Raw genomic sequence first — 18,640 nt, forward strand, 5'->3', positions numbered from 1 at the left:
CAACGCAGGGCCGCCGGGGGTACCCCCGTTAACGAGACGCTAGTGCGCGATCTGGCCTCCGAGGAGTTCCTTGGTACATCAGCGCAACGTTGTCCTTATCGGCGGCACCGGGACCGGCAGATCCCACCTGCGCCAAGCGGCGTATCAACCCAAAGGGCTCCGATTCCGAACGAATGAAAGTTCAGTGGCAGGTCACCAGCTCTGCGATTGCGAAAAAGAAGCGGAAGGAGAGAACAACATTGACGCCATCATGACGCAAAGAACATAGCAACTGGGTGGGTCAAGTCTCGGTGACAATCCCGGGTCAGTTCTCTGCATCCATCGACCTCTGACCATGGAGGAATGACGTGGCATGAGATGTCTATGGAACTTTGAACCGTTGGTTGGTTGAGACGCGCCGAGCGGGAATTCAACTTTGCAATTAAAAAGCCCGCTTCGTCCCACTCTGCCGACCTTCACCCTCCGAAAATGCTGCACCATGCACGAGTGGCCGGACTGGTGAAGTTGCGCCGCAGCGCCGGTCACCTTAGCGATCCTGACGGGTGGGTTCGGGGGCCGATGCGGGGCGCGTCATTGTCTGCGTCCGCGTCACCGTGTCCTGTGTCTTGCGCTTCGTTTCGAACGCGCCCTCGGCGGGCCAGAGCGACGGGACATCGAGAGTGACATTCATCGCCGAGGCACCGGAGGCGAGCGTCAGGCCGAAGACGGTGGCGATCAAAGTAAGGCGGGTCATGATATCGTCCTTTCAATGGTGCGGGCCTGTTTGGCGCGCTGCGATCTTATGTCATTGAGGTTAGGCCGGGGCGGCGAGTGACGCATGGGCAACTTTACTCAAGGCGATCGAATTTTTTGCGGTTAAGATGAGTCTGCAGCCTGTGATTTCGCCGTGTGATTTTCCCCAGAGGCATTCGAGATGAAACCCGTCGAGATATCCCATGAAGAGCTGAGCGGCCTGATCGGTCTGATCTACGAATCAGCCCTTGAGGACCCGCAGTGGCAGCGGTTCCTGGACAGGATGGCGCAGGTTTTTCCCGGCACCGGGGCCATGCTCTTTGGCCATGAAGGCGAGCGTGTCTTTCCCTCTTACGTTCACACTGGAAAGTTGCCCAATGTCCTGAGAACCGTTGGGTTCGAGGTCGATTTTCTCAATGTCCAGAATATCGGCGGGCTGAGCGCCATGCTGCTGTCGCCCAACGGGTTTGTTGGTCGTTCGAAGCGATATGTCGACCCGGCGTCCTACGAGCGGTCGAATTTCTACAGGACCCTGATGCGGCCCTATGGCTATCACCATTTCATGAACCTGAAGCTTGATGCGCGCAATGACCGGTCGGCGCAGATGACCTTTGTCATTCCCGCCGATCCTGCCATCGAGGCGGCGATCCACGATCCGCTCTTCGAGACGCTGAGGCTGCTTGCGCCGCACGCGGTGCGCGCGCTGAAGATGGCGCGCGCGCTGAGCCTGGCGCGCAACGCGCTGAGCGTGATCGGCGGGTTTCTCGACACCATCGTGCTGCCGATGGTGGTAGTAACGGGCCGGGCCGAGTTCGTCTTTGCCAATGCTGCCGGGCGGCGTCTGCTGGCGCGCGAGGTGCCGATGCGGGTGGCGGGCGACGGCCGGGTGGAGATGCGGGACGCCCGCGCCTTTGCCGCCAAGCTGCGCGAGATGGAGGGGCAGCCGGTGGCCGGCGGGCTAAGGGTCGAGGGCGAGGACGGCCCGCTCTCGCTCTGCCTCACGCCGTTCCGGCCCAGCCTGAGCGATGTGAGTCCGCTCGACCGCGATCTCCTGCAAGAGGAGCGGCTGTTCGCGATCTTCATCGGGCAGCGCGGCGGGGACGCGATCAATCTGGGCCTGTTGCGCGATGTCTATGAGCTGACCGCGCGCGAGGCGGAGGTGTGTGGCGCGCTTCTGGCCGGGCAGAGCCCGGTGCAGATCGCCGACGGCTCGGGGCGCGCGCTCAAGACGGTGCGCAACCAGATCCAGGCAGTGCATGAGAAGGTCGGCGTCACATCGGTGGCGGAACTGAGCGAGGCGCTGTCGGTGTTTCGCACGGTGGGGGCGGTGTTTGACGGGGGCGCGGGGCCACCGCAATTGACAGGGGGTGGGCGCCATGCAGGTTGAAATCAGCCATAAAGAGCTGAGTGGCCTAATCGGGCTGATCTACGAGTCGGCCCCTGAGGACCCGCAATAGAAACGGTTTCTGGACCGGATGGGGCAGCTTTATCCGGGTATCGGCGCGCTGGTTTATGGGCACGAAGGGAAGCGGATGTTTCCGGCTTACGTGCAGACGCAAGACTTTTTGTCGGATGAAGCCGAGGTTGATGTTTTTACCCCCGATAAGCAGCCCGCTCTGACGGCGACGCTTCGTGCCCCCAACGCTGTTTGACACGAGCGGCGGACAGCCGACCTCCGCTGCAGGGGCTCGGACTACACTTTGGCAGAGAAAAAGCGGCCATTCGTCGATTGAAGCACCTGAAATTGTTGCTGCTGCCCCAACCAATTTCAGTAATGTGTAGAAGAACGCACTTGCAATTCATGGCCCGCTTTCCGACAGAAGCCTTTTGAATAGCTTACGGGGTACGGGCCGCGGCGGCGGCCCGCATTCGCGAACTATTTGAGATGTTCAAGCTCGGCGTCTGCCGACAGCGGCTGTGATGCGCCAATTGCCGCATAAAACGCGTCGAGCGCCTCAAGTGATGAGGCCGGTGCATAACCGTCATTCCCCGAAACAGAGGCTATGGCAAAACGAAGGGACCAGTCGTCTCCGTTCCGACAGGCCACTCCGACATGGCTGTCTCCACCTTGTGCAGTCGTCTCGTATTCCCGACAGAATGCGCCCGCGCTATCGGTGAAGGACGCCACGACGCTGATGCGCCGCCCGTCCGGCAACCGGTCTTCCGCGCCCGAAGGCAGGGTGCCCAGCCGCTCCTGTACATCGGCGCTCAGCAGCGGCGCACCTGTCTCAGGCGCGCCGGGTGCAAGCAACAGCCCCGCCGACAGGCCGATTGCCAGCGCCAGCGAGGCGGCCATCGCCACCGGCTGCCACCGGGATGTCGGACGATGCAGCGGCACCACGTTCTCCGCCTCGGGAGACGTGGTCGCCGCCATCTCGCGAATGCGCGCCTCCAGATCGGGCGACACCGTGGCCTCCGGATTGGCCAGCGACGCCGCCTTCACCCAGTCCGCGCTCTGCGTGAAGAGCGCGTAGCGATCCGCCAGCGCCGGATCGGCGGCAATCTGCGCGTGCAGCCGCGCGGCCTCGTCGCCGTCGATCTCACCATCGGCGAGCGCCATCAATGTGTCATCGTCGATATCCATCGTCACGATCCTTTGCGTTGCACGGCGTCAACGGCCCATCCCGCCCTTTATTCCCACTTTTTCGCCAAGGGCGCGCCGAGCCCGGCTCAACCGGCTCATCACCGTGCCCTGGGGGATGTCCAGCGTCTGCGCCGTCTCGGCATAGCTCAGCCCCTCGACGCAGACCAGATGCAGCACCGCGCGCTGATCCTCGGGCAATGTCGTTATCGCCGCATGCACCGATTGCAGCATCAGCCGGTCATCGGTCTGCGCGGCGCTGTCCACCGGATCGGCCTGCGGGCTGTCATGAATGTCCACCGTCTCGCCCCGCGTCCTGTCGCGCCGGAGCATGTCGATCCAGGCGTTGCGCAGGATGCGGAACAGCCACGCCTCCAGCCGCGTCGCAGGGTCGAACTGATGGCGCGCGCGAAAGGCGCGCTCTGCGGTGATCTGCACAAGGTCGTCGGCCACATCCGGCCTGCGGCACAGCGACAGCGCGAAACGCTTGAGGTTGGGCAGGAGGGCCACGACGTCCTCGACAAAAGAATCCTGCATGACCCACACTTACCAATTGCAAAACTGCGCCGGGGAATAAACCTAGGCTTCTAACGTTGAGCATTAGATGGCATCATTTTCCCAATAAGCAAAAGGAGATTTCCGGGATGCACGTATTCGGAGGGACTGTGTTGGTCTTGACGGCCTGGCTCTGCGCGCTTGGCGCGGTTTCGACCCTGACCGCCAGCATGATCGCCGCGCCTGCCTGGGCAGACGATGGCGATGGCGGTGACGGAGACGGCGATGACGGTGATGATGGTGATGATGGTGGCGGCAGCAGTAGCTCCTCCAGCACAGGCGGCGGCGCGTCGCGCGGCGGCATCAACTCGGGAGAAGTCGATGATCCCCGGGAGATCATCCGCGGTCTGCGCCGTCTCTTTCGCGGACAGCCCGTGGAGCCGCAACGCGCCCGCCGTCGACCCGCCCCGCAACCGGTCGCCCGGCCCGAGCGTGCGCCCGCCGAGATCGTCGCGCGCGGCTTGACCGACGACCAGACGACGGCCCTCGTGACACAGGGCTACGTGGTTCTCGAACGCGCTGATCTCGTCAGCCTCGCCACCACCGTGCGCCGCTTTCAGGTGCCCGAGGGCACAACGCTTGACGCAGCACGCGACACCATTCGCGCCCTGCCGGGGGCCGAGGCGGCGGATTTCAATCATTACTACCGCGCCGGACAGGACAGCGCGGCGGTGATCCCGATCGCCGCAACCGCGCCCGCCTGTGACGGCCTGCACTGTCCGGCCCGCGCCCTGATCGGCTGGCCGCAGGCGCTTGGCCCCGAGGGATGCGGTGCGCCGGTGATGATCGGCATGGTCGATACCGGGCTGAACGCTGATCACGAGGTACTGGCCGGGGCCGATATCGACCTCACGCGCATCGCCCCAGAGGAGTATTCCGCCTCCGCCGCGATCCACGGCACGGCGGTCGCTGCCATTCTCGTCGGCGACCCCGAGACCCGCGTGCCCGGCCTGCTGCCCGGCCTGCCGCTGGTGGCGGTGGATGCGTTTCACCGGTCCTCAGACGACGAGCGGACCGACGCCTTCACGCTGGTGCGTGCGCTGGATCATCTCTCAGAGCGCGGCGTGCAGGTGATCAATCTCAGCCTCGCCGGACCACCCAACACGGTGCTCGAAGACACGCTCCTGCAACTGACCGAGCAACGCAGGATCCCGGTGATCGCGGCGGCGGGCAATGACGGCCCCCGCGCCGAACCTGCCTATCCGGCCGCCTATGACAGCGTGATCGCCGTGACAGCGGTGGATCGCAGCGGCACCATCTATCGCCGCGCCATTCGCGGCGCGCATGTCGAGCTTGCCGCCCCCGGCGTCGAGGTCTGGACCGCGGCCTCGGTCAAGGGCGCGCGCTGGAAGACCGGCACCTCCTTTGCCGCGCCCTACGTCACGGCGGCGGTGGCGCTCTGGCTGCAACACGACCCGATGCTCACGCCCGAAGAGATCCGCGCGCGGCTGACCGCCTCGGCGGGTGACCGTGGCCCGGATGGTCTGGACGATACATACGGGCACGGGCTTCTCAACCTTGGCGGCATCTGCCCCGGCCAGGCCGCGATCATGCCCGCTTCGGCGGAATAACGCCCCCGCTTTCCTCTCCTTGGAAAAAATACCAGCGCGCCGGGAATAACTCCCGGCGCGCTGCGTTTGCATGACAACGGATCACTGACCGGGAGAGGACCGATGAAAGACACCCTGATCGAGACGAGCCCCCTGACCCTGCGCCGGGTCACGGCCTGCAGCAGCGCCGGGCGGCTCAGCGCCCGCATAATCCGGCCGGTGCGCCGTGCAGACGCGCCGCCAATGGTGGTGCTGCATGGCATTTCGCGCAACGCGGGCACGCTGGCCCGGCTCTTTGCCCCCGAGGCCGAGCGCACCGGGCGCACTCTGATCGTGCCGCATTTCCCGGCGGACACATGGCCCGATTTCCAGCGCCCCAGCAAGGCCGCTCGCCCCGATCTGGCCTTGCTGGCCCTGCTCGATCTGGTGGCGTCCGAATACCCGGATATCCCGGGGCCGGTGGATATATTCGGCCATTCGGGCGGGGCACAGCTCGCGCACCGTCTGGCGATGCTCTATCCGCACCGCGTAACCGCGCTCCATCTGGCGGCGGCAGGCTGGTATTGCCTGCCCGATGAGACGATGCGCTATCCCTACGGCCTCGCCCCCGGCAAGGATGCGTTTGCCGCCAAGCTGGTTCGCCGCAACACCGACGCGCTGCGCGATTTCCTGCATATTCCGGTCCACGTTTATATCGGCACCGAGGACGTGACCCGTGACGACGCCCTGCGCAAGACCCGTGCGCTCGACACCGGGCAAGGCCCGCACCGCCGCGCCCGCGCGTGCAGCTATGTGACTGCCCTCAACGCAGCCGCAGAGGCCGCAGGCGTTCCGCCCCGCGCCCGCCTGATCGAGATGCCAGGCTGCGATCACGACGTGGTGCGCGCGATCACGCAGAATCACCTCGCCGCGCGCGTGCTCGATGCGCGCACCGCCCTCATCTGACCCACCAAAGGAGAGCCGACATGACCCTCGCCGACACCCTCGCCCAGGCAAAATGGACCTTTGCCACCCGCCGCGTTGACCACGCCTGCGTCACGGCCACCGATACTGATTTTACCGCCGCCAAACCCGGCGACCTGATCCTCGCCCATGTGGACACGATCGGACAGCACCAACGCGTGCAACTGCCCTCAGGGCGACCCTCGCTGATTTTTCCCGGCGACGCGGTGGTTATGGCCTGCGGTGCGCGTTATGCGCCTGATCAGTTCGAAGGGCTGGCCGAGATCGACGCGCAAGGTGCCGACCTGCTCGCCGGAGGCGGCTGCATCGGGCGTATGGTCGCGCGCAACAGACGGATCAAACCCGCGACACGTTTGGTTCCGTCAGCCCGCCTGCTCGGCGCCGATGGGCACGCGGTCAACCTCGCGCAATTCGCGCTCGCCCCACGCCGTGCCGCGCAGCACCCGCCAGTGATCGGGGTGCTCGGCACCTCAATGAATTCCGGCAAGACGCTTGCCACCGCGCAGCTTGTGCTCGGGTTGCGGCGCGCGGGCTTTCGCGTGGGGGCGATCAAGGCGACGGGCACCGGGGCCTTTGGCGATTTCAACGAATACAGCGACAGCGGTGCGCATTATGTAGGCGATTTCACCGATGCGGGCATGGTCACCACCTATCTGGAGCCGCTTGACCGTATCAAGACCGCCATCGAGACGCTGATCGCCGAGGCCGGGCATCGCGGCTGTGATATCGTGGTGATGGAGGTGGCCGACGGACTCTTGCAACGCGAGACCGCCGCCCTGATCGCCGATCCGTGGTTCGCGCGGCTTGTCTCCGGCCTTGTCTTTGCCTGCGGTGACGCGGTGGCGGCGGCGGGCGGCGTGGCGCATCTGGCGCGGCTGGGGCTGGTGCCTGATGCGCTGACCGGCCTTGTCAGCTGCTCGCCGATGGCCGCGTCCGAGGCGCAGGCGGCCACCGGCCTGCCGGTGCTCACCAAGGAGGATCTGGGCGACCCGGCCGAAGCCACCGGCTTTGCCCTGCGCGCGGGGCTTGGCCGCAAGGAGGCCGCCTGATGCCCATGCCGCGCCTGCTGGAGAACGGCCGCTGGCGCGGGTTGGTGGTCGTCAGCCTTCTGACGCTGGGGCAGGGGGTAGCCGCCGGGGCGGCAGCCTTCGCCACCCGTGGGTTGTTCGAGACAATGGATGCGGGCGCGCCCCTGCACTCCGGTCTGCTCGCCGCGCTGATCGCCTCCGGACTCGTCATCGCAGGGGCCCGCGTGCTCTCGCGCCTGATGGGCGAGCGGCTCGGGCAGGGTTATGCCCTTGCCATCCGCCTTACGCTGCTCGATCATGCCTCTGGCATGGCCGCGAGCGCCGTCGCCAAGCGCCGCAACGGCTGTATGAGCCTGCGCTTTGTCGGCGACATGACCGCCTTTCGCAACTGGCTGGGCAAGGGGCTGCCCCGGCTCATTGGGGCCATGGTGATGATCCCCGCCGCCTGCACCGTGCTCTGGCTGCTGGAGCCACGCTTCGCCCTTGCCATCGCGCCTCTATTCGCGGTCACGCTGGCCGTGCTGGCCGTGGTCGGGCCACGGCTGGAGCCGCTGCACCGCCGCCTGCGCGCCCGCCGCGCGCGCATCGCCGCCGAGATGGCCGAACGCATGCCGCTCGCGCCAGAGCTTGACCGCATGGGCCGCCGCCCCGCCGAGATCCGCCAACTGCGCAAACGCACCGAGCGGATGATCCACGCCGCCCTGCACCGCCTCGTCTGGGCGGAAACGCTCAAGGCGCTGCCCGATGCCGTGGCGGGCCTCGCTGCCTGCGCGGTGATCGTTACCGGTGCGCATACCGGGGCCAGCACCGGCACCATCGCAGGTGCACTTGCCACCATCGGCCTCGTGCTGACCCCGCTGCGCGATCTGGCCAGCGTCTGGAATTTCCGCGCGGCCTATCTCGCGGCGCGCAAGAAATGCACCGCCGCCCTCTCGCGTGCGCAGCGCGGGACCGGTCAGGGCGACACCCGCCTTCCAACTGGCCCGCTCCGCGTGACGGTGCGCGATCTGCCGATGCCCCAAGGCAACACGCTCTCGATCGACATCTCCGCGGGCGAGACGCACGCCCTGACCTGCACGCCCGAAGAGGCCGACACGCTCTTTTCCGCTCTTTGCGGGTTGGAGCCGGTGCCGCCCGGTCATATCAGCCTCTCCGGTCATAGTCTGACGGATCTGTCGCGCGGCAGCCTCCGGCGCGGGGTGCATCGCCTGAGCAGCGCGCCCGTGGTGCTCAAGGGCTCGTTGCGCCGCAGCCTGTCCCTTGGCCTGCTCAATCGCCCGTCGGATGCAAAGCTCAGGAAAACCGCCCACGCCGCCGGGCTGCGGACGCTGATGGACCGGATCGGCGGCCTTGACGGCGCACTTGCCGAAGGCGGCCGCAACCTGTCCCCGGCGGATCGCAGCGCGCTCTCGCTCGCCCGCATCCTGCTGGGCAAGCCTCAGCTTGTCCTGTTGGAGGACGGCGTCTGGCATCTCGACCCCGACGCCAGAGACACCCTTGCCGCGCATATTGACAGGACAGGAGCCACGATCCTGCGCCATCCCGTTCTGGCGAAAGGGGACTTGGTTGTGCCTCTTGCTGCGTGATAATCTATTCAATGAACCCACGCCGACACTACGACGTGGCCCGGGGTTGCGAGGCTGTGTTCATCTTCTCTGATCGTTATCGCGGTGCGAACCATAAAAAGACAAGCCCGCAAGCGCTGAGAAAGCTCCCAACTCCGGAGTCGGGCTATGCAATGGATGAGAAATAATTCCTTGGCAATTTGCGGAAGCGATCATAGCTGCAACACGTGGCTGTATACGACCATCTGTATCACTCCAGTCTCTCATGGTTGTCGAAAGTGGCCGCTGCGAGTGTCACATCTAACGCCTACTTCGTCCGCATTGCCGCCGCTCGCCGGTCTCCGATCATGCGCCTGCAGCGAACGGCAGATCTGGTGAAGCTGCAACGCGGCGCTTGACGGTGAGACGGACGTCCGCTGTGGGCCGTCCGTGAAGACGGCCCTTTCGATCAGATTTCTATGGCTTCGGCGATTGCCAATGCATCTTCAAGCTCAACGCCAAGATACCTGACGGTGCTGTCCATCTTCGTATGCCCCAAAAGCAATTGGGCTGCGCGGAGATTGCCTGTCTTCTTATAGATCTGCGTCACCTTCGTTCGCCGCAACGAATGTGTGCCGTATGCGCTCGCCTCGAGCCCAATCGAGGTCACCCAATCACGAACAATGCGCGCATATTGCCGGGTCGAGATGTGGAGCCGCTCGTGGAACCGACCGGGCCAGAGGTATTCGGACCCGACCATCAGCGGGTCTTGCATCCACTTTTCCAGCGACGTCCGCGTACCTTCAGAGATTTCAAAGCGCACGGGTTTCTGCGTTTTGCTTTGTAGAACCGATGCGCGTTCCTTGATCTGGCCAGAGGCCATAACATCAGTGACCTTCATTTTGACCAGATCGCAACCGCGAAGCTTGCTGTCGATGGCCAGATTGAACAGCGCGAGATCGCGATGGTTCTCGGCCAGTTCCAGTCGAACTCTGATCGCCCAGACATGTTTTGGCTTCAAAGGGCGTTTCTGACCGACGATGCGACCTTTGTTCCAGGCAGGGCGAAGAGCGCGAATGGCAGGTAGGTTTGGTGTTTCCTTAACTGATCCTCACATCCGCCACGTTCACCCACAACGACAACCCGACGTTGACGAAAGCAGCATATCACATTGTGCTGCGGCGCATCTGAGGTCGGCTTCGAGCCCTTTCAACAAATGCTGCAGTCCTCACCGATAGCGACAGCCCTGATCAAAGCTGCTGTTTGAAGAGCCAATTTTGCCTGTGCCGTTGAACACGGTGTGGAGCTTGATGACAAACATTGAATGCGGATGGTGACAGATCTGCCTGAACCTCGACAACCTCGTCCCTGCCACAAACTGGATGCAAAGGTACGAGTTCTGTATTCTGCCGGTGTGCCTTTTCGGGCCCAGCTTCAATAGATAGCTGTTTTTGGCTCGCCGCCGTCTTCCACGCACCCGCGATACATCCCTTCACAGTTGAATGGCATGGTCATGGCCCCATCACGGTCGATACAGATCAATCCGCCCGATCCGCCGATGGCGGTCAGGTCGCCCAAGATGATCTGGCGTGCCGCCTCGGTCATCGGTTGTTCAGCCAGCCGCATGCGCGCGTCGATTTCATGCGCGACCGAGAGGCGAATAAAGGCTTCGCCGTCGCCGGTGGCCGAAACTGCGCAGGTGGCATCGTCGGCGAAGGTTCCGGCACCGATGATCGGGCTGTCGCCGATACGGCCCCTGCGCTTGGCCGTCATGCCGCCTGTTGATGTTGCTGCGGCGAGATTGCCCTCGCGGTCCAGCGCGACAGCCCCCACCGTGCCGTGACGCCGGGCCGGGTCATCGTCGAGCGTGCCGTCAGCTTCCATCTTCAGGGTGCATTGCAGACTGTCCCAACGTTCTTGCGTGAAGAAATAGGAATCATCCTCAAAGGCCAGCCCCGCGTCGCGCGCGATTTCAAGTGCCCCGTCGCCGACCATAAACACGTGATCGGTCCGCTCCATGACGGCGCGGGCAAGGTGCACAGGGTTGCGCACCCCGGCGATGCCGGCGACCGCCCCGGCCATGCGCCCACGCCCGTCCATGATCGCGGCATCCATTTCGTGCGTGCCATCCCGAGTGAATACCGCGCCACGACCAGCATTGAAGAGAGGTTCGTTTTCAAGCGCCTCGACCGCGATGGTGACCGCATCGAGTGCCGTGCCATTGCGCGACAAAACCGCCTCTCCGGCAGCCAGGACGCGCGCGAGGGCGGCGTGGCAGGCTTCCTCGCGTTCAGGCGACATCTCGGCACGGGGCAAGACACCGGCACCACCGTGAATGGCGAGCACGAAACCTTTGGTCATGGGACACCCCTCCTTGATTCAGTTACAGTTGCCGTTGCACAGGTACCATCGACTTTCTGGTACCATACTGCCCGAGTAAACATGCTTGAAAGTGTGACAAGCTTGTTACGGTGCGGCGCATCGCATAGCGACGTCGGGTATATTGTTACAAACTTGTTTGTGGAGTGGCAGCTTCCACAATATGTAGGTCTTGTCTACCGCAGACTGGAGGTCCGTTCATGGACATGTCGATTCGTCCCGTGCCCAGAGGAAAACTTGTCGCTATAGGCGGCGCCGAGGATAAAACCTCGGATACCGAGATTCTGAGGCAGGTTCTGGCACTAAGCCAGACCTCGGAGCCAGTTGTCGGGGTCATCACCACAGCCAGCAGTATTCCCGAAGATGTTTTCTCTGATTACCGTCAGGTGTTCGAGAGGCTGGGCGCTGGCGAAGTTCTTGACGTTCGCATACGCGAGCGCGCCGATGCGGCCGCATCAGCCATGCTCGACATGCTGTCGCGCAGTGACGTGATCTTCATTTCCGGCGGCGACCAGATGCGCCTGACCAGTATCTTGGGCGCGTCGGACGCGCTTGGGATGATCCGCAGACGCTATGACGAGGGCGCTGTCATCGCGGGGACAAGCGCGGGCGCAGCGTGCCAGTCGACCACCATGGTCTATGGCGGTCATGCGACGGATTCTCTTCGCAAGGGCGCGGTCAAGATGTCTGCGGGCTTTGGACTGATCGAGGGCGTAATCATCGACACGCATTTCCTTGAAAGGGGGAGATTCTCGCGTCTGATGGAGGTCGGGGCGACGAATCCCGAGTATCTCGGCGTTGGCCTCGGAGAAGATGCGGCAGTCCTGTTCGAGAACGACAATATTTACGCTTTCGGCCCCGGTCACGTCATCCTCGTTGACAGTTCGGCGATAACCAGTTCCAATGTATTCGATCTTTCTGACGGTGAGGCGGTGAGCGTCCACAACGTCATTATGCATGCGCTGGTCGATGGAAACGGGTACAGTTTCACAGACCGGCGGGTCCTTGGGCCGAAAGAGCTTGGGACCGGCAGTCTGGAGCAAAGGAATGCGTATACTTGAGCACCGCGCGCTGCGCGGGCCGAATTATTATAGCCGTTATCAAACCATCTACATGCGTCTCGACATCGAGGATCTGGAAGATCGCCCGAGCGACAAAGTGCCCGGCATCGCAGAAAAACTCGAAGCCATCTTTCCCAGCATATACGAACATCGCTGTTCGATCGGAGAGCCCGGCGGTTTCCTGCAGCGGGTGCGCAATGGCACCTATGCCGGACACATGGTCGAGCATCTTGCCATCGAATTGCAGAATCTGGTCGGGTTTTCGGTGGGCTATGGCAAGAGCGTCGACAGCTATGAGCGCGGCGTCTACAACGTCGTCTACCGTTACCGCGACGAAGCCACCGGCCTTGCCGCGGGCGAGGCTGCGGTCGAGATAGTGCGCAAGCTCTACGATGGCGGCCATGTCGATCTTGGCCCGGTCATCGAACATCTCAAAGAGGTGCGCGACGCCAATGCTCTCGGCCCCTCGACGGGGTCGATCGTCGATGCTGCCAAGGCCCGCAACATACCCTGGACCAATCTGACTGAGGGGACCAGCTATACGCAACTGGGGCATGGCGTGAAACAACGCCGGTTCCAGGCCACGGTGACCGACGAGTCGGGCATCATCGGCCACTCGATCGCCGACGACAAGGACTGGACCAAGCAGATACTGGGCGATGCCGGGATCGCGGTGCCGCAGGGTTACACCTGCTATTCCTGGGACGAGATCAAGGAGGCCGCCGAATGGATCGGCTGGCCGGTGGTGACGAAGCCGCTGGCGGGCAATCACGGGCGCGGCGTGACCACCGATATCAGCAATCTCGACGATCTGAAATCGGGCTACGAGGCCGCGCTTGCGCGGGTGCGCGACGACTCCGGTGCGGTGATCGTCGAAAGCTATATCAAGGGCGAGGATCACCGGATGCTGGTGATCGGCGGCAAACTCGTGGCCGCCGCACGCCGCCGCCCGGCGCATGTCACCGGCGATGGCAAATCAACGATCCAGGCGCTGATCGACAAGGCGAACGAGGATCCACGCCGCGGCGTCGGCCACGAAAACCTGCTGACCCAGATCCATATCGACGAACAGACCCATCGCATGCTCGAACAGGCCGGGCTCACGCTCGACAGCGTGCCGCCCGAGGGCGAGATGGTGTTCCTGAAATCCACCGCCAATATCTCGACCGGCGGGACGGCCACCGATCTGACCGATGAGGTGCATCCCGATATCCGCTTCGCAATGGAGCGGATCGCGCGGCATGTCGGGCTCGACGTCATTGGGATCGACCTTCTGGCCGAGACGCTGACCAAACCGCTCGATCAGCAATCGGCGGGCGTGGTCGAGGTGAATGCCGGCCCCGGTTTCCGGATGCACATGGCCCCAACGCATGGCACGCCGCGACCGGTGGGCGAGCATGTCGTCGATATGCTCTTTCCCGATCCGACCGACGATGGCCGGATCCCGATCACCGCGATCACCGGCACCAACGGCAAAACCACCACGACCCGCCTGACCACCCATATCCTGCGCCAGTCTGGGCATTCGGTGGGCATGGGTTGCACCGGCACGGTCGAGATCGACAACCATGTGATCCTGCGCGGCGACTATTCCGGGCCAGCGGCCGCTCAGGCCGTGCTGCGGGAGCCGACAGTCGAGCATGCGGTGCTTGAGGTTGCACGCGGCGGCATCATGCGCCGCGGTCTGGGCTTTGACGAGTGCGATGTGGGTGTACTGCTGAACATCGCGTCGGATCACTTGGGCGAGCGGGATATCCACACGCTGGAAGAGCTGGCGCGCTGCAAGACCGTCGTCGTCGACGCGGTTAAGAAGGAGGGCGGCTATTGCGTGCTCAATGCCGATGATCCTCTGGTGATGGAGCATGGCACATATTGGGCGCGGGGCGAGATCATCTACTTCACGATGGACCCGGAAAACCCCGATCTGCACGATCACCTGAGCGAGCGGCGCATGGTCGTCACCGTAAAGAACGGGCGCATCGTCTTGCTGCGCGGCAAGGTTCTGGTCGATGTGGTGGATGTGAACGACGTGCCGATCGCCTTCGAGGGGCACGCACCCTTCAACGTGCAGAACGCGATGGCTGCTGCCGCCGTGGCATTGGCGCATGGCATCGAGATCGACGATATCCGCGCCGGGCTGCTGACCTTCCACCCGACCCCGGCGCAGATGCCCGGGCGCACCAACTATTTCGAGGCCGACGGTGTCTACTGCCTGATCGACTACGGTCACAACGTGCCGGCGCTGGTGGCGTTGGAGCCGCTGGTGAACGGGCTTGGACAACAGCGCAAGATCGGCGTGTCGACCGCGCCCGGCAATCGCCGTGATGAAGACCTCGCCGCTCTGGGCGCGCAACTCGCCAAGATGTGTGACGTGCTTTACGTCTACGAATCCGACGCACGCGGTCGCGCCGAAGGCGAGACCGCGAACCTGATCCGGAACGGCGCAGCCGACGCCGGATCGGACTGCGCGGTCGAGGTCATCATGAAGGAAAAGGACGCCGTTGACCGGGCCATGGCGGATGCCGTGCCGGGCGATTTTCTGCTATTGCTGGTGGATGACATCACCGGCACCACGGAGCGGCTCAAGGGACGGAGTTTTCCGGTTCAGTCCGATCTCGCGCAGGTCTGAGGACAAACTGCACCCATTCGGTGCGTCAGCCTCACTGGTGCGCACGCCCTGATCAGGAAGGACCAACATCATGACCAAGAATGTCTTCGTCGTCGGATTGAACGCGATGAATGCCGAGCGACTGACCCGGCTGCGGGGGGTCGAGGATGTCGTCTTTCACCCGCTTTTGACCTCCGAGGCGGTCTCGGACACGCAGGAATTCGATATCCCCGCCATGCTGCGCGAGGCCGAGGCGACGCTCGACGCCTTTGACGGCTCGATCGACGCCATCGTGGGGTATATCGACTTTCCGGTTTCCACCATGTTGCCGCTGCTCTGCGCGAAGTACGGCACCCGCAACGCCTCGCTGGAGAGCCTGTTGAAATGCGAGCACAAGTACTGGTCGCGCAAGGTCATGGCAGAAGTGGTGCCGGACCACACGCCCACCTTCACCGCATTCGATCCGTTCGACGACAACGCCCTCTCCAAGATTGGCGAGGCAGACCTGCGCTTTCCCTTTTTCGTGAAGCCGATCAAATCGTCGGGCTCACGGCTTGGCTTTCGCATCGACAGCCCCGAGGATTTCGACTACGCGATCGCCGCCTTTCGGGCAGAAATTGGCCAGATCTCAGAGCCTTTCAACTACGTGCTCGATCAGGCGAACCTGCCCGATGACATCAAGGCGATCGAAGGGCATTATTGCATGGCCGAGCGCGTGATCGGTGGGCGTCAATGCACGGTGGAAGGCTATGTGCATGACGGCGAGGTGGTCCCCTACGGCACGGTGGATTCGATCCGTTATCCGCAGGTGCTCAGCTTTTTCTACTATCTTTATCCCTCAACCCTGCCGCGCCGCGTGCAGGACGAGATGAACGAGATCACCCGCAAGGTGATGGCGCATATCGGCTATGACAATGCGGGCTTCAACATCGAATATTACTGGGACGAGGTGCAGAACAAGATCTGGCTGCTTGAGATCAACACCCGCATCGCGCAATCGCATTGCGATCTGTTCGAGATGGTCGACGGGGTGAGCCATCAGCAGGTCACGGTCGATCTTGGCCTCGGGCGCAAGCCCGACATGCCGAGCGGCGAGGGTCCGGAAAACGTCGCCGCGGAATTCTTCTACCGGGTGTTCTTCAACGACGCGACCCTCGCGCGCGTGCCCTCGCGCGCCGAGTTGGAGGTGGCCTCCGAGCGGGTCGAGGGCACGCGCATTGCCTCCTATGTCAAGCGGGGCATGCGGCTGTCGGAACTGCCCGAACAGGACGCCTACAGCTATGCCGTGGCGTCGATCTGGATGGGGGCAAACAAGCCATCCAAGCTGTTGTGGAATTACGAGCAGGTCATGAAGAAGCTGAATTACGAGTTCAGTGACATCGAGGAATAGGCCAACGCCCGCGCTGGACTTTGTCGGGCGGGGACGCGATACGGTGGCCGCATCGCTGCGCACGTAATTCAGGATGAACGTCATGAAAATCGACCACCCGCTTCCCGTCACCGTTCGGGAAATCGAGCACCTCGAGATTCCGATGCCGGACGGCACCAGCCTGGCGGCACGTATCTGGATGCCGGACGGGGCGGAGCGACAGGCCGTGCCCGCGATCCTCGAATACATCCCCTATCGCAAGAACGACAAGACGCTCGAACGCGACCATGCACGCGCGCCCTGGATGGCGGCGCAGGGCTATGCCTATGTCCGGGTCGATCTTCGCGGAACCGGCGAATCCGAGGGGGTGATGACCGACGAATATACCGAGATCGAGCTTCAGGACGGATGTGATGTCATCGCCTGGATCGCTGACCAGCCCTGGTGCGATGGGGGTGTCGGGATCGTGGGCATTTCCTGGGGCGGGTTCAACGGCCTGCAACTCGCCGCCCTGCGCCCCCCTGCGCTCAAGGCCGTGGTGTCGATCTGTTCGACCGATGACCGCTATGCCGACGACATCCATTACATGGGCGGCACGATGCTTTGCGATCAACTGTCCTGGGCCTCCGTGATGTTCGGGATCAATACGCTACCGCCAGACCCCGCGCATGTCGGCGAGCGCTGGCGCGAGTTGTGGGAAGAACGGCTCGACGGGTCGGGTTTCTGGCTCGAGACATGGATGGAGCACCAGACGCGCGATGCATTCTGGAAGCACGGATCGGTCTGCGAAAATTTCGAAGATATCGAGGTACCCGTTTATGCTGTGAGCGGCTGGGCAGACGGCTACTGCCGTTCTGTCTTTCGGCTGGTCGAGAACCTCAAGGGTCCGGCAAAGGGCATCGTCGGCCCCTGGTCGCATCGCTACCCGCATGTCGGAGCGCCGGGCCCGGCGATCGACTGGCTGAGCGAGGAAACCCGGTGGTGGGATCAGTGGCTCAAGGGTATCGATACCGGCATTGCCGATGAGCCGCCGTTGCGGGTCTATCTTCAGGATCACGCCGCACCCAGAACCCATTACGAGCACCGGGACGGGCACTGGATCACCGAGCCGTCATGGCCCTCGCCGAATGTCACCCCGACCGAATTCGCTCTGGGGTCCGATGGGCGGCTGTCGCGGTCGGAGGAGGTGCCCGGCGGTTGGTTGACTATCGCCTCGCCACTCTGGGTCGGGTTTCAGGGCGGCAAGTGGTGCTCCTACGCGCTGCCCGGCGATCAGCCGGGAGATCAGCGGCGGGACGATGCGGGCAGCCTGTGCTTCGAGACCGCGCCGCTTGCCGAGCCCCTGCACATGGTGGGCGACGCGCACCTGACACTGACATTCACTTCGGACCGGCCTGTCGCGCAGGCCGCCGTGCGCCTGATGGACGTGGCCCCCGACGGGGCCGCGACCCGGATCAGCTACGGGTTGCTCAATCTCACCCACCGAGACGGGCACGAGCATCCGGAGCCCCTGACGCCGGGGCAGACCTACACGGTCGATGTGCCGATGAAGCACGTCGCCCAGACCTTTCGCGCGGGGCATCGCATCCGGCTGGCCCTGTCGACCAGCTACTTCCCGATCGCCTGGCCCGCGCCAGAGGCGGTAGAACTGCGGGTTCTGACCGGGCAGAGCACGCTCACCTTGCCGTTGCGGGACGATGATCACAGCGATGCGGCGCCGTTCGGCCCGCCGCGCGCTGCGGTGCCCCTGGAGCAGGCGGTCGAGACGCCCGCGACTGCGGAATGGAACGTGACGGAGGATCGGGCCACCGGGCGCGTGACCGCCGATATCCGCGTCCACGAGGGCGAAGCCCGTATCATCCAGCACGGTCTGACGCATTCCGCCGAGTGCACCGAGCGCTATTCGATCCTGCCGGACGATCCCACCTCCGCCGAAGGCGAAGTCACCTGGGTCCACGAGATGCGGCGGGACGACTGGGTCGTGCGGACGGTGACGCACACGCACCTGTCTTGCGACAGAACGCATTTCCATCTCCGCGCGCGGATGCAGGCATTCGACGGAGACACCTCCGTACGCGACAAGACTTATACGGCGAGCATTCCGAGAAAGGCAGTGTGACGCGCAACCACCGGTCGCGGGCAGGCTAAGCTGGCTTTAAGAGCAGCCAGTGAATTGCCGATATACTGTCAATCCGCATTCAAAACTGAGCCAATGCGATCATTCCAATCGGACCACCCTTTCAATCGCAGCAAAAGCTTACTTCGTCCCG

15 protein-coding genes and 1 pseudogene are annotated in these 18,640 nt (G+C 63.6%); 11 read left to right on the forward strand and 5 right to left on the reverse strand.

The features are described from left to right. Window positions 1-9 precede the first annotated feature (9 nt). Window positions 10-130 (forward strand): annotated as a pseudogene (locus RID11_RS11890) (ATP-binding protein); the annotation flags it as partial. A gap of 396 nt (window positions 131-526) precedes the next feature. Here the strand turns inward: RID11_RS11890 and RID11_RS11895 are convergent. After that, complete coding sequence (locus RID11_RS11895; protein WP_350139320.1) at window positions 527-733, reverse strand: hypothetical protein; 207 nt, start codon at window positions 731-733, stop codon at window positions 527-529. Between the two features lie 180 nt (window positions 734-913). Here RID11_RS11895 and RID11_RS11900 point away from each other — a divergent pair, with 180 nt between their 5' ends. Both RID11_RS11900 and RID11_RS11905 read left to right on the forward strand, forming a co-directional pair. Then, window positions 914-2,119, forward strand: a complete 1,206-nt coding sequence (locus tag RID11_RS11900; protein ID WP_350139323.1) for a helix-turn-helix transcriptional regulator — start codon at window positions 914-916, stop codon at window positions 2,117-2,119. Window positions 2,120-2,207: 88 nt separating this feature from the next. Next, on the forward strand, window positions 2,208-2,384 hold the full coding sequence (locus RID11_RS11905; protein ID WP_350139326.1) for a hypothetical protein: 177 nt from the start codon (window positions 2,208-2,210) through the stop codon (window positions 2,382-2,384). Between the two features lie 224 nt (window positions 2,385-2,608). Here RID11_RS11905 and RID11_RS11910 read toward each other — a convergent pair whose 3' ends face one another. Beyond that, entirely contained in the window at window positions 2,609-3,316 is a 708-nt protein-coding gene (locus RID11_RS11910) for an anti-sigma factor family protein (RefSeq protein ID WP_350139329.1), read from the reverse strand. A 27-nt stretch (window positions 3,317-3,343) separates the two neighbouring features. Further along, a complete protein-coding gene (locus RID11_RS11915; protein ID WP_350139331.1) occupies window positions 3,344-3,850 on the reverse strand; it encodes an RNA polymerase sigma factor in 507 nt (168 codons plus the stop codon). Window positions 3,851-3,957: 107 nt separating this feature from the next. Between RID11_RS11915 and RID11_RS11920 the strand changes: the two genes are divergently transcribed. From RID11_RS11920 to RID11_RS11935, 4 genes are all read left to right on the forward strand, one after another. Further along, window positions 3,958-5,439: a S8 family serine peptidase gene (locus RID11_RS11920; RefSeq protein WP_350139333.1), complete on the forward strand. Its 1,482-nt coding sequence runs from the start codon at window positions 3,958-3,960 to the stop codon at window positions 5,437-5,439. A gap of 102 nt (window positions 5,440-5,541) precedes the next feature. Beyond that, window positions 5,542-6,363 (forward strand): alpha/beta fold hydrolase, encoded by an 822-nt coding sequence (locus tag RID11_RS11925; protein ID WP_350139336.1) that lies wholly within the window; start codon window positions 5,542-5,544, stop codon window positions 6,361-6,363. A gap of 20 nt (window positions 6,364-6,383) precedes the next feature. After that, window positions 6,384-7,430 carry a hypothetical protein gene (locus RID11_RS11930; RefSeq protein WP_350139338.1) on the forward strand — a complete coding sequence of 349 codons (1,047 nt, stop codon included), beginning with the start codon at window positions 6,384-6,386 and terminating at the stop codon, window positions 7,428-7,430. After that, on the forward strand, window positions 7,430-8,995 hold the full coding sequence (locus tag RID11_RS11935) for an ABC transporter transmembrane domain-containing protein (RefSeq protein ID WP_350139340.1): 1,566 nt from the start codon (window positions 7,430-7,432) through the stop codon (window positions 8,993-8,995). The genes RID11_RS11930 and RID11_RS11935 overlap by 1 nt, the downstream gene beginning before the upstream one ends. A gap of 427 nt (window positions 8,996-9,422) precedes the next feature. Here RID11_RS11935 and RID11_RS11940 read toward each other — a convergent pair whose 3' ends face one another. Continuing rightward, complete coding sequence (locus RID11_RS11940; RefSeq protein ID WP_350139517.1) at window positions 9,423-9,995, reverse strand: tyrosine-type recombinase/integrase; 573 nt, start codon at window positions 9,993-9,995, stop codon at window positions 9,423-9,425. 392 nt (window positions 9,996-10,387) lie between these two features. Then, the gene (locus RID11_RS11945; RefSeq protein WP_350139342.1) at window positions 10,388-11,314 is read right to left on the reverse strand and encodes an isoaspartyl peptidase/L-asparaginase family protein; all 927 of its coding nucleotides are present in this window, start codon (window positions 11,312-11,314) and stop codon (window positions 10,388-10,390) included. Between the two features lie 218 nt (window positions 11,315-11,532). On the opposite strand from RID11_RS11945, the gene RID11_RS11950 reads away from it, so the two are divergent. The 4 genes from RID11_RS11950 (at window position 11,533) to RID11_RS11965 (ending at window position 18,489) form a co-directional block, all read left to right on the forward strand. Then, window positions 11,533-12,393 carry a cyanophycinase gene (locus RID11_RS11950; RefSeq protein WP_350139344.1) on the forward strand — a complete coding sequence of 287 codons (861 nt, stop codon included), beginning with the start codon at window positions 11,533-11,535 and terminating at the stop codon, window positions 12,391-12,393. Next, the gene (cphA, locus tag RID11_RS11955; RefSeq protein ID WP_350139346.1) at window positions 12,380-15,022 is read left to right on the forward strand and encodes a cyanophycin synthetase; all 2,643 of its coding nucleotides are present in this window, start codon (window positions 12,380-12,382) and stop codon (window positions 15,020-15,022) included. Before RID11_RS11950 ends, cphA begins: the two co-directional genes overlap by 14 nt. A 70-nt stretch (window positions 15,023-15,092) precedes the next feature. After that, window positions 15,093-16,391, forward strand: coding sequence for an ATP-grasp domain-containing protein (locus tag RID11_RS11960; RefSeq protein ID WP_350139349.1), 1,299 nt, complete (start codon window positions 15,093-15,095; stop codon window positions 16,389-16,391). A gap of 82 nt (window positions 16,392-16,473) precedes the next feature. After that, a complete protein-coding gene (locus RID11_RS11965; RefSeq protein WP_350139351.1) occupies window positions 16,474-18,489 on the forward strand; it encodes a CocE/NonD family hydrolase in 2,016 nt (671 codons plus the stop codon). Window positions 18,490-18,640 lie beyond the last annotated feature (151 nt).

Origin of the sequence: Roseovarius sp., assembly GCF_040219995.1 — a bacterium.
Lineage (GTDB): Bacteria > Pseudomonadota > Alphaproteobacteria > Rhodobacterales > Rhodobacteraceae > Roseovarius.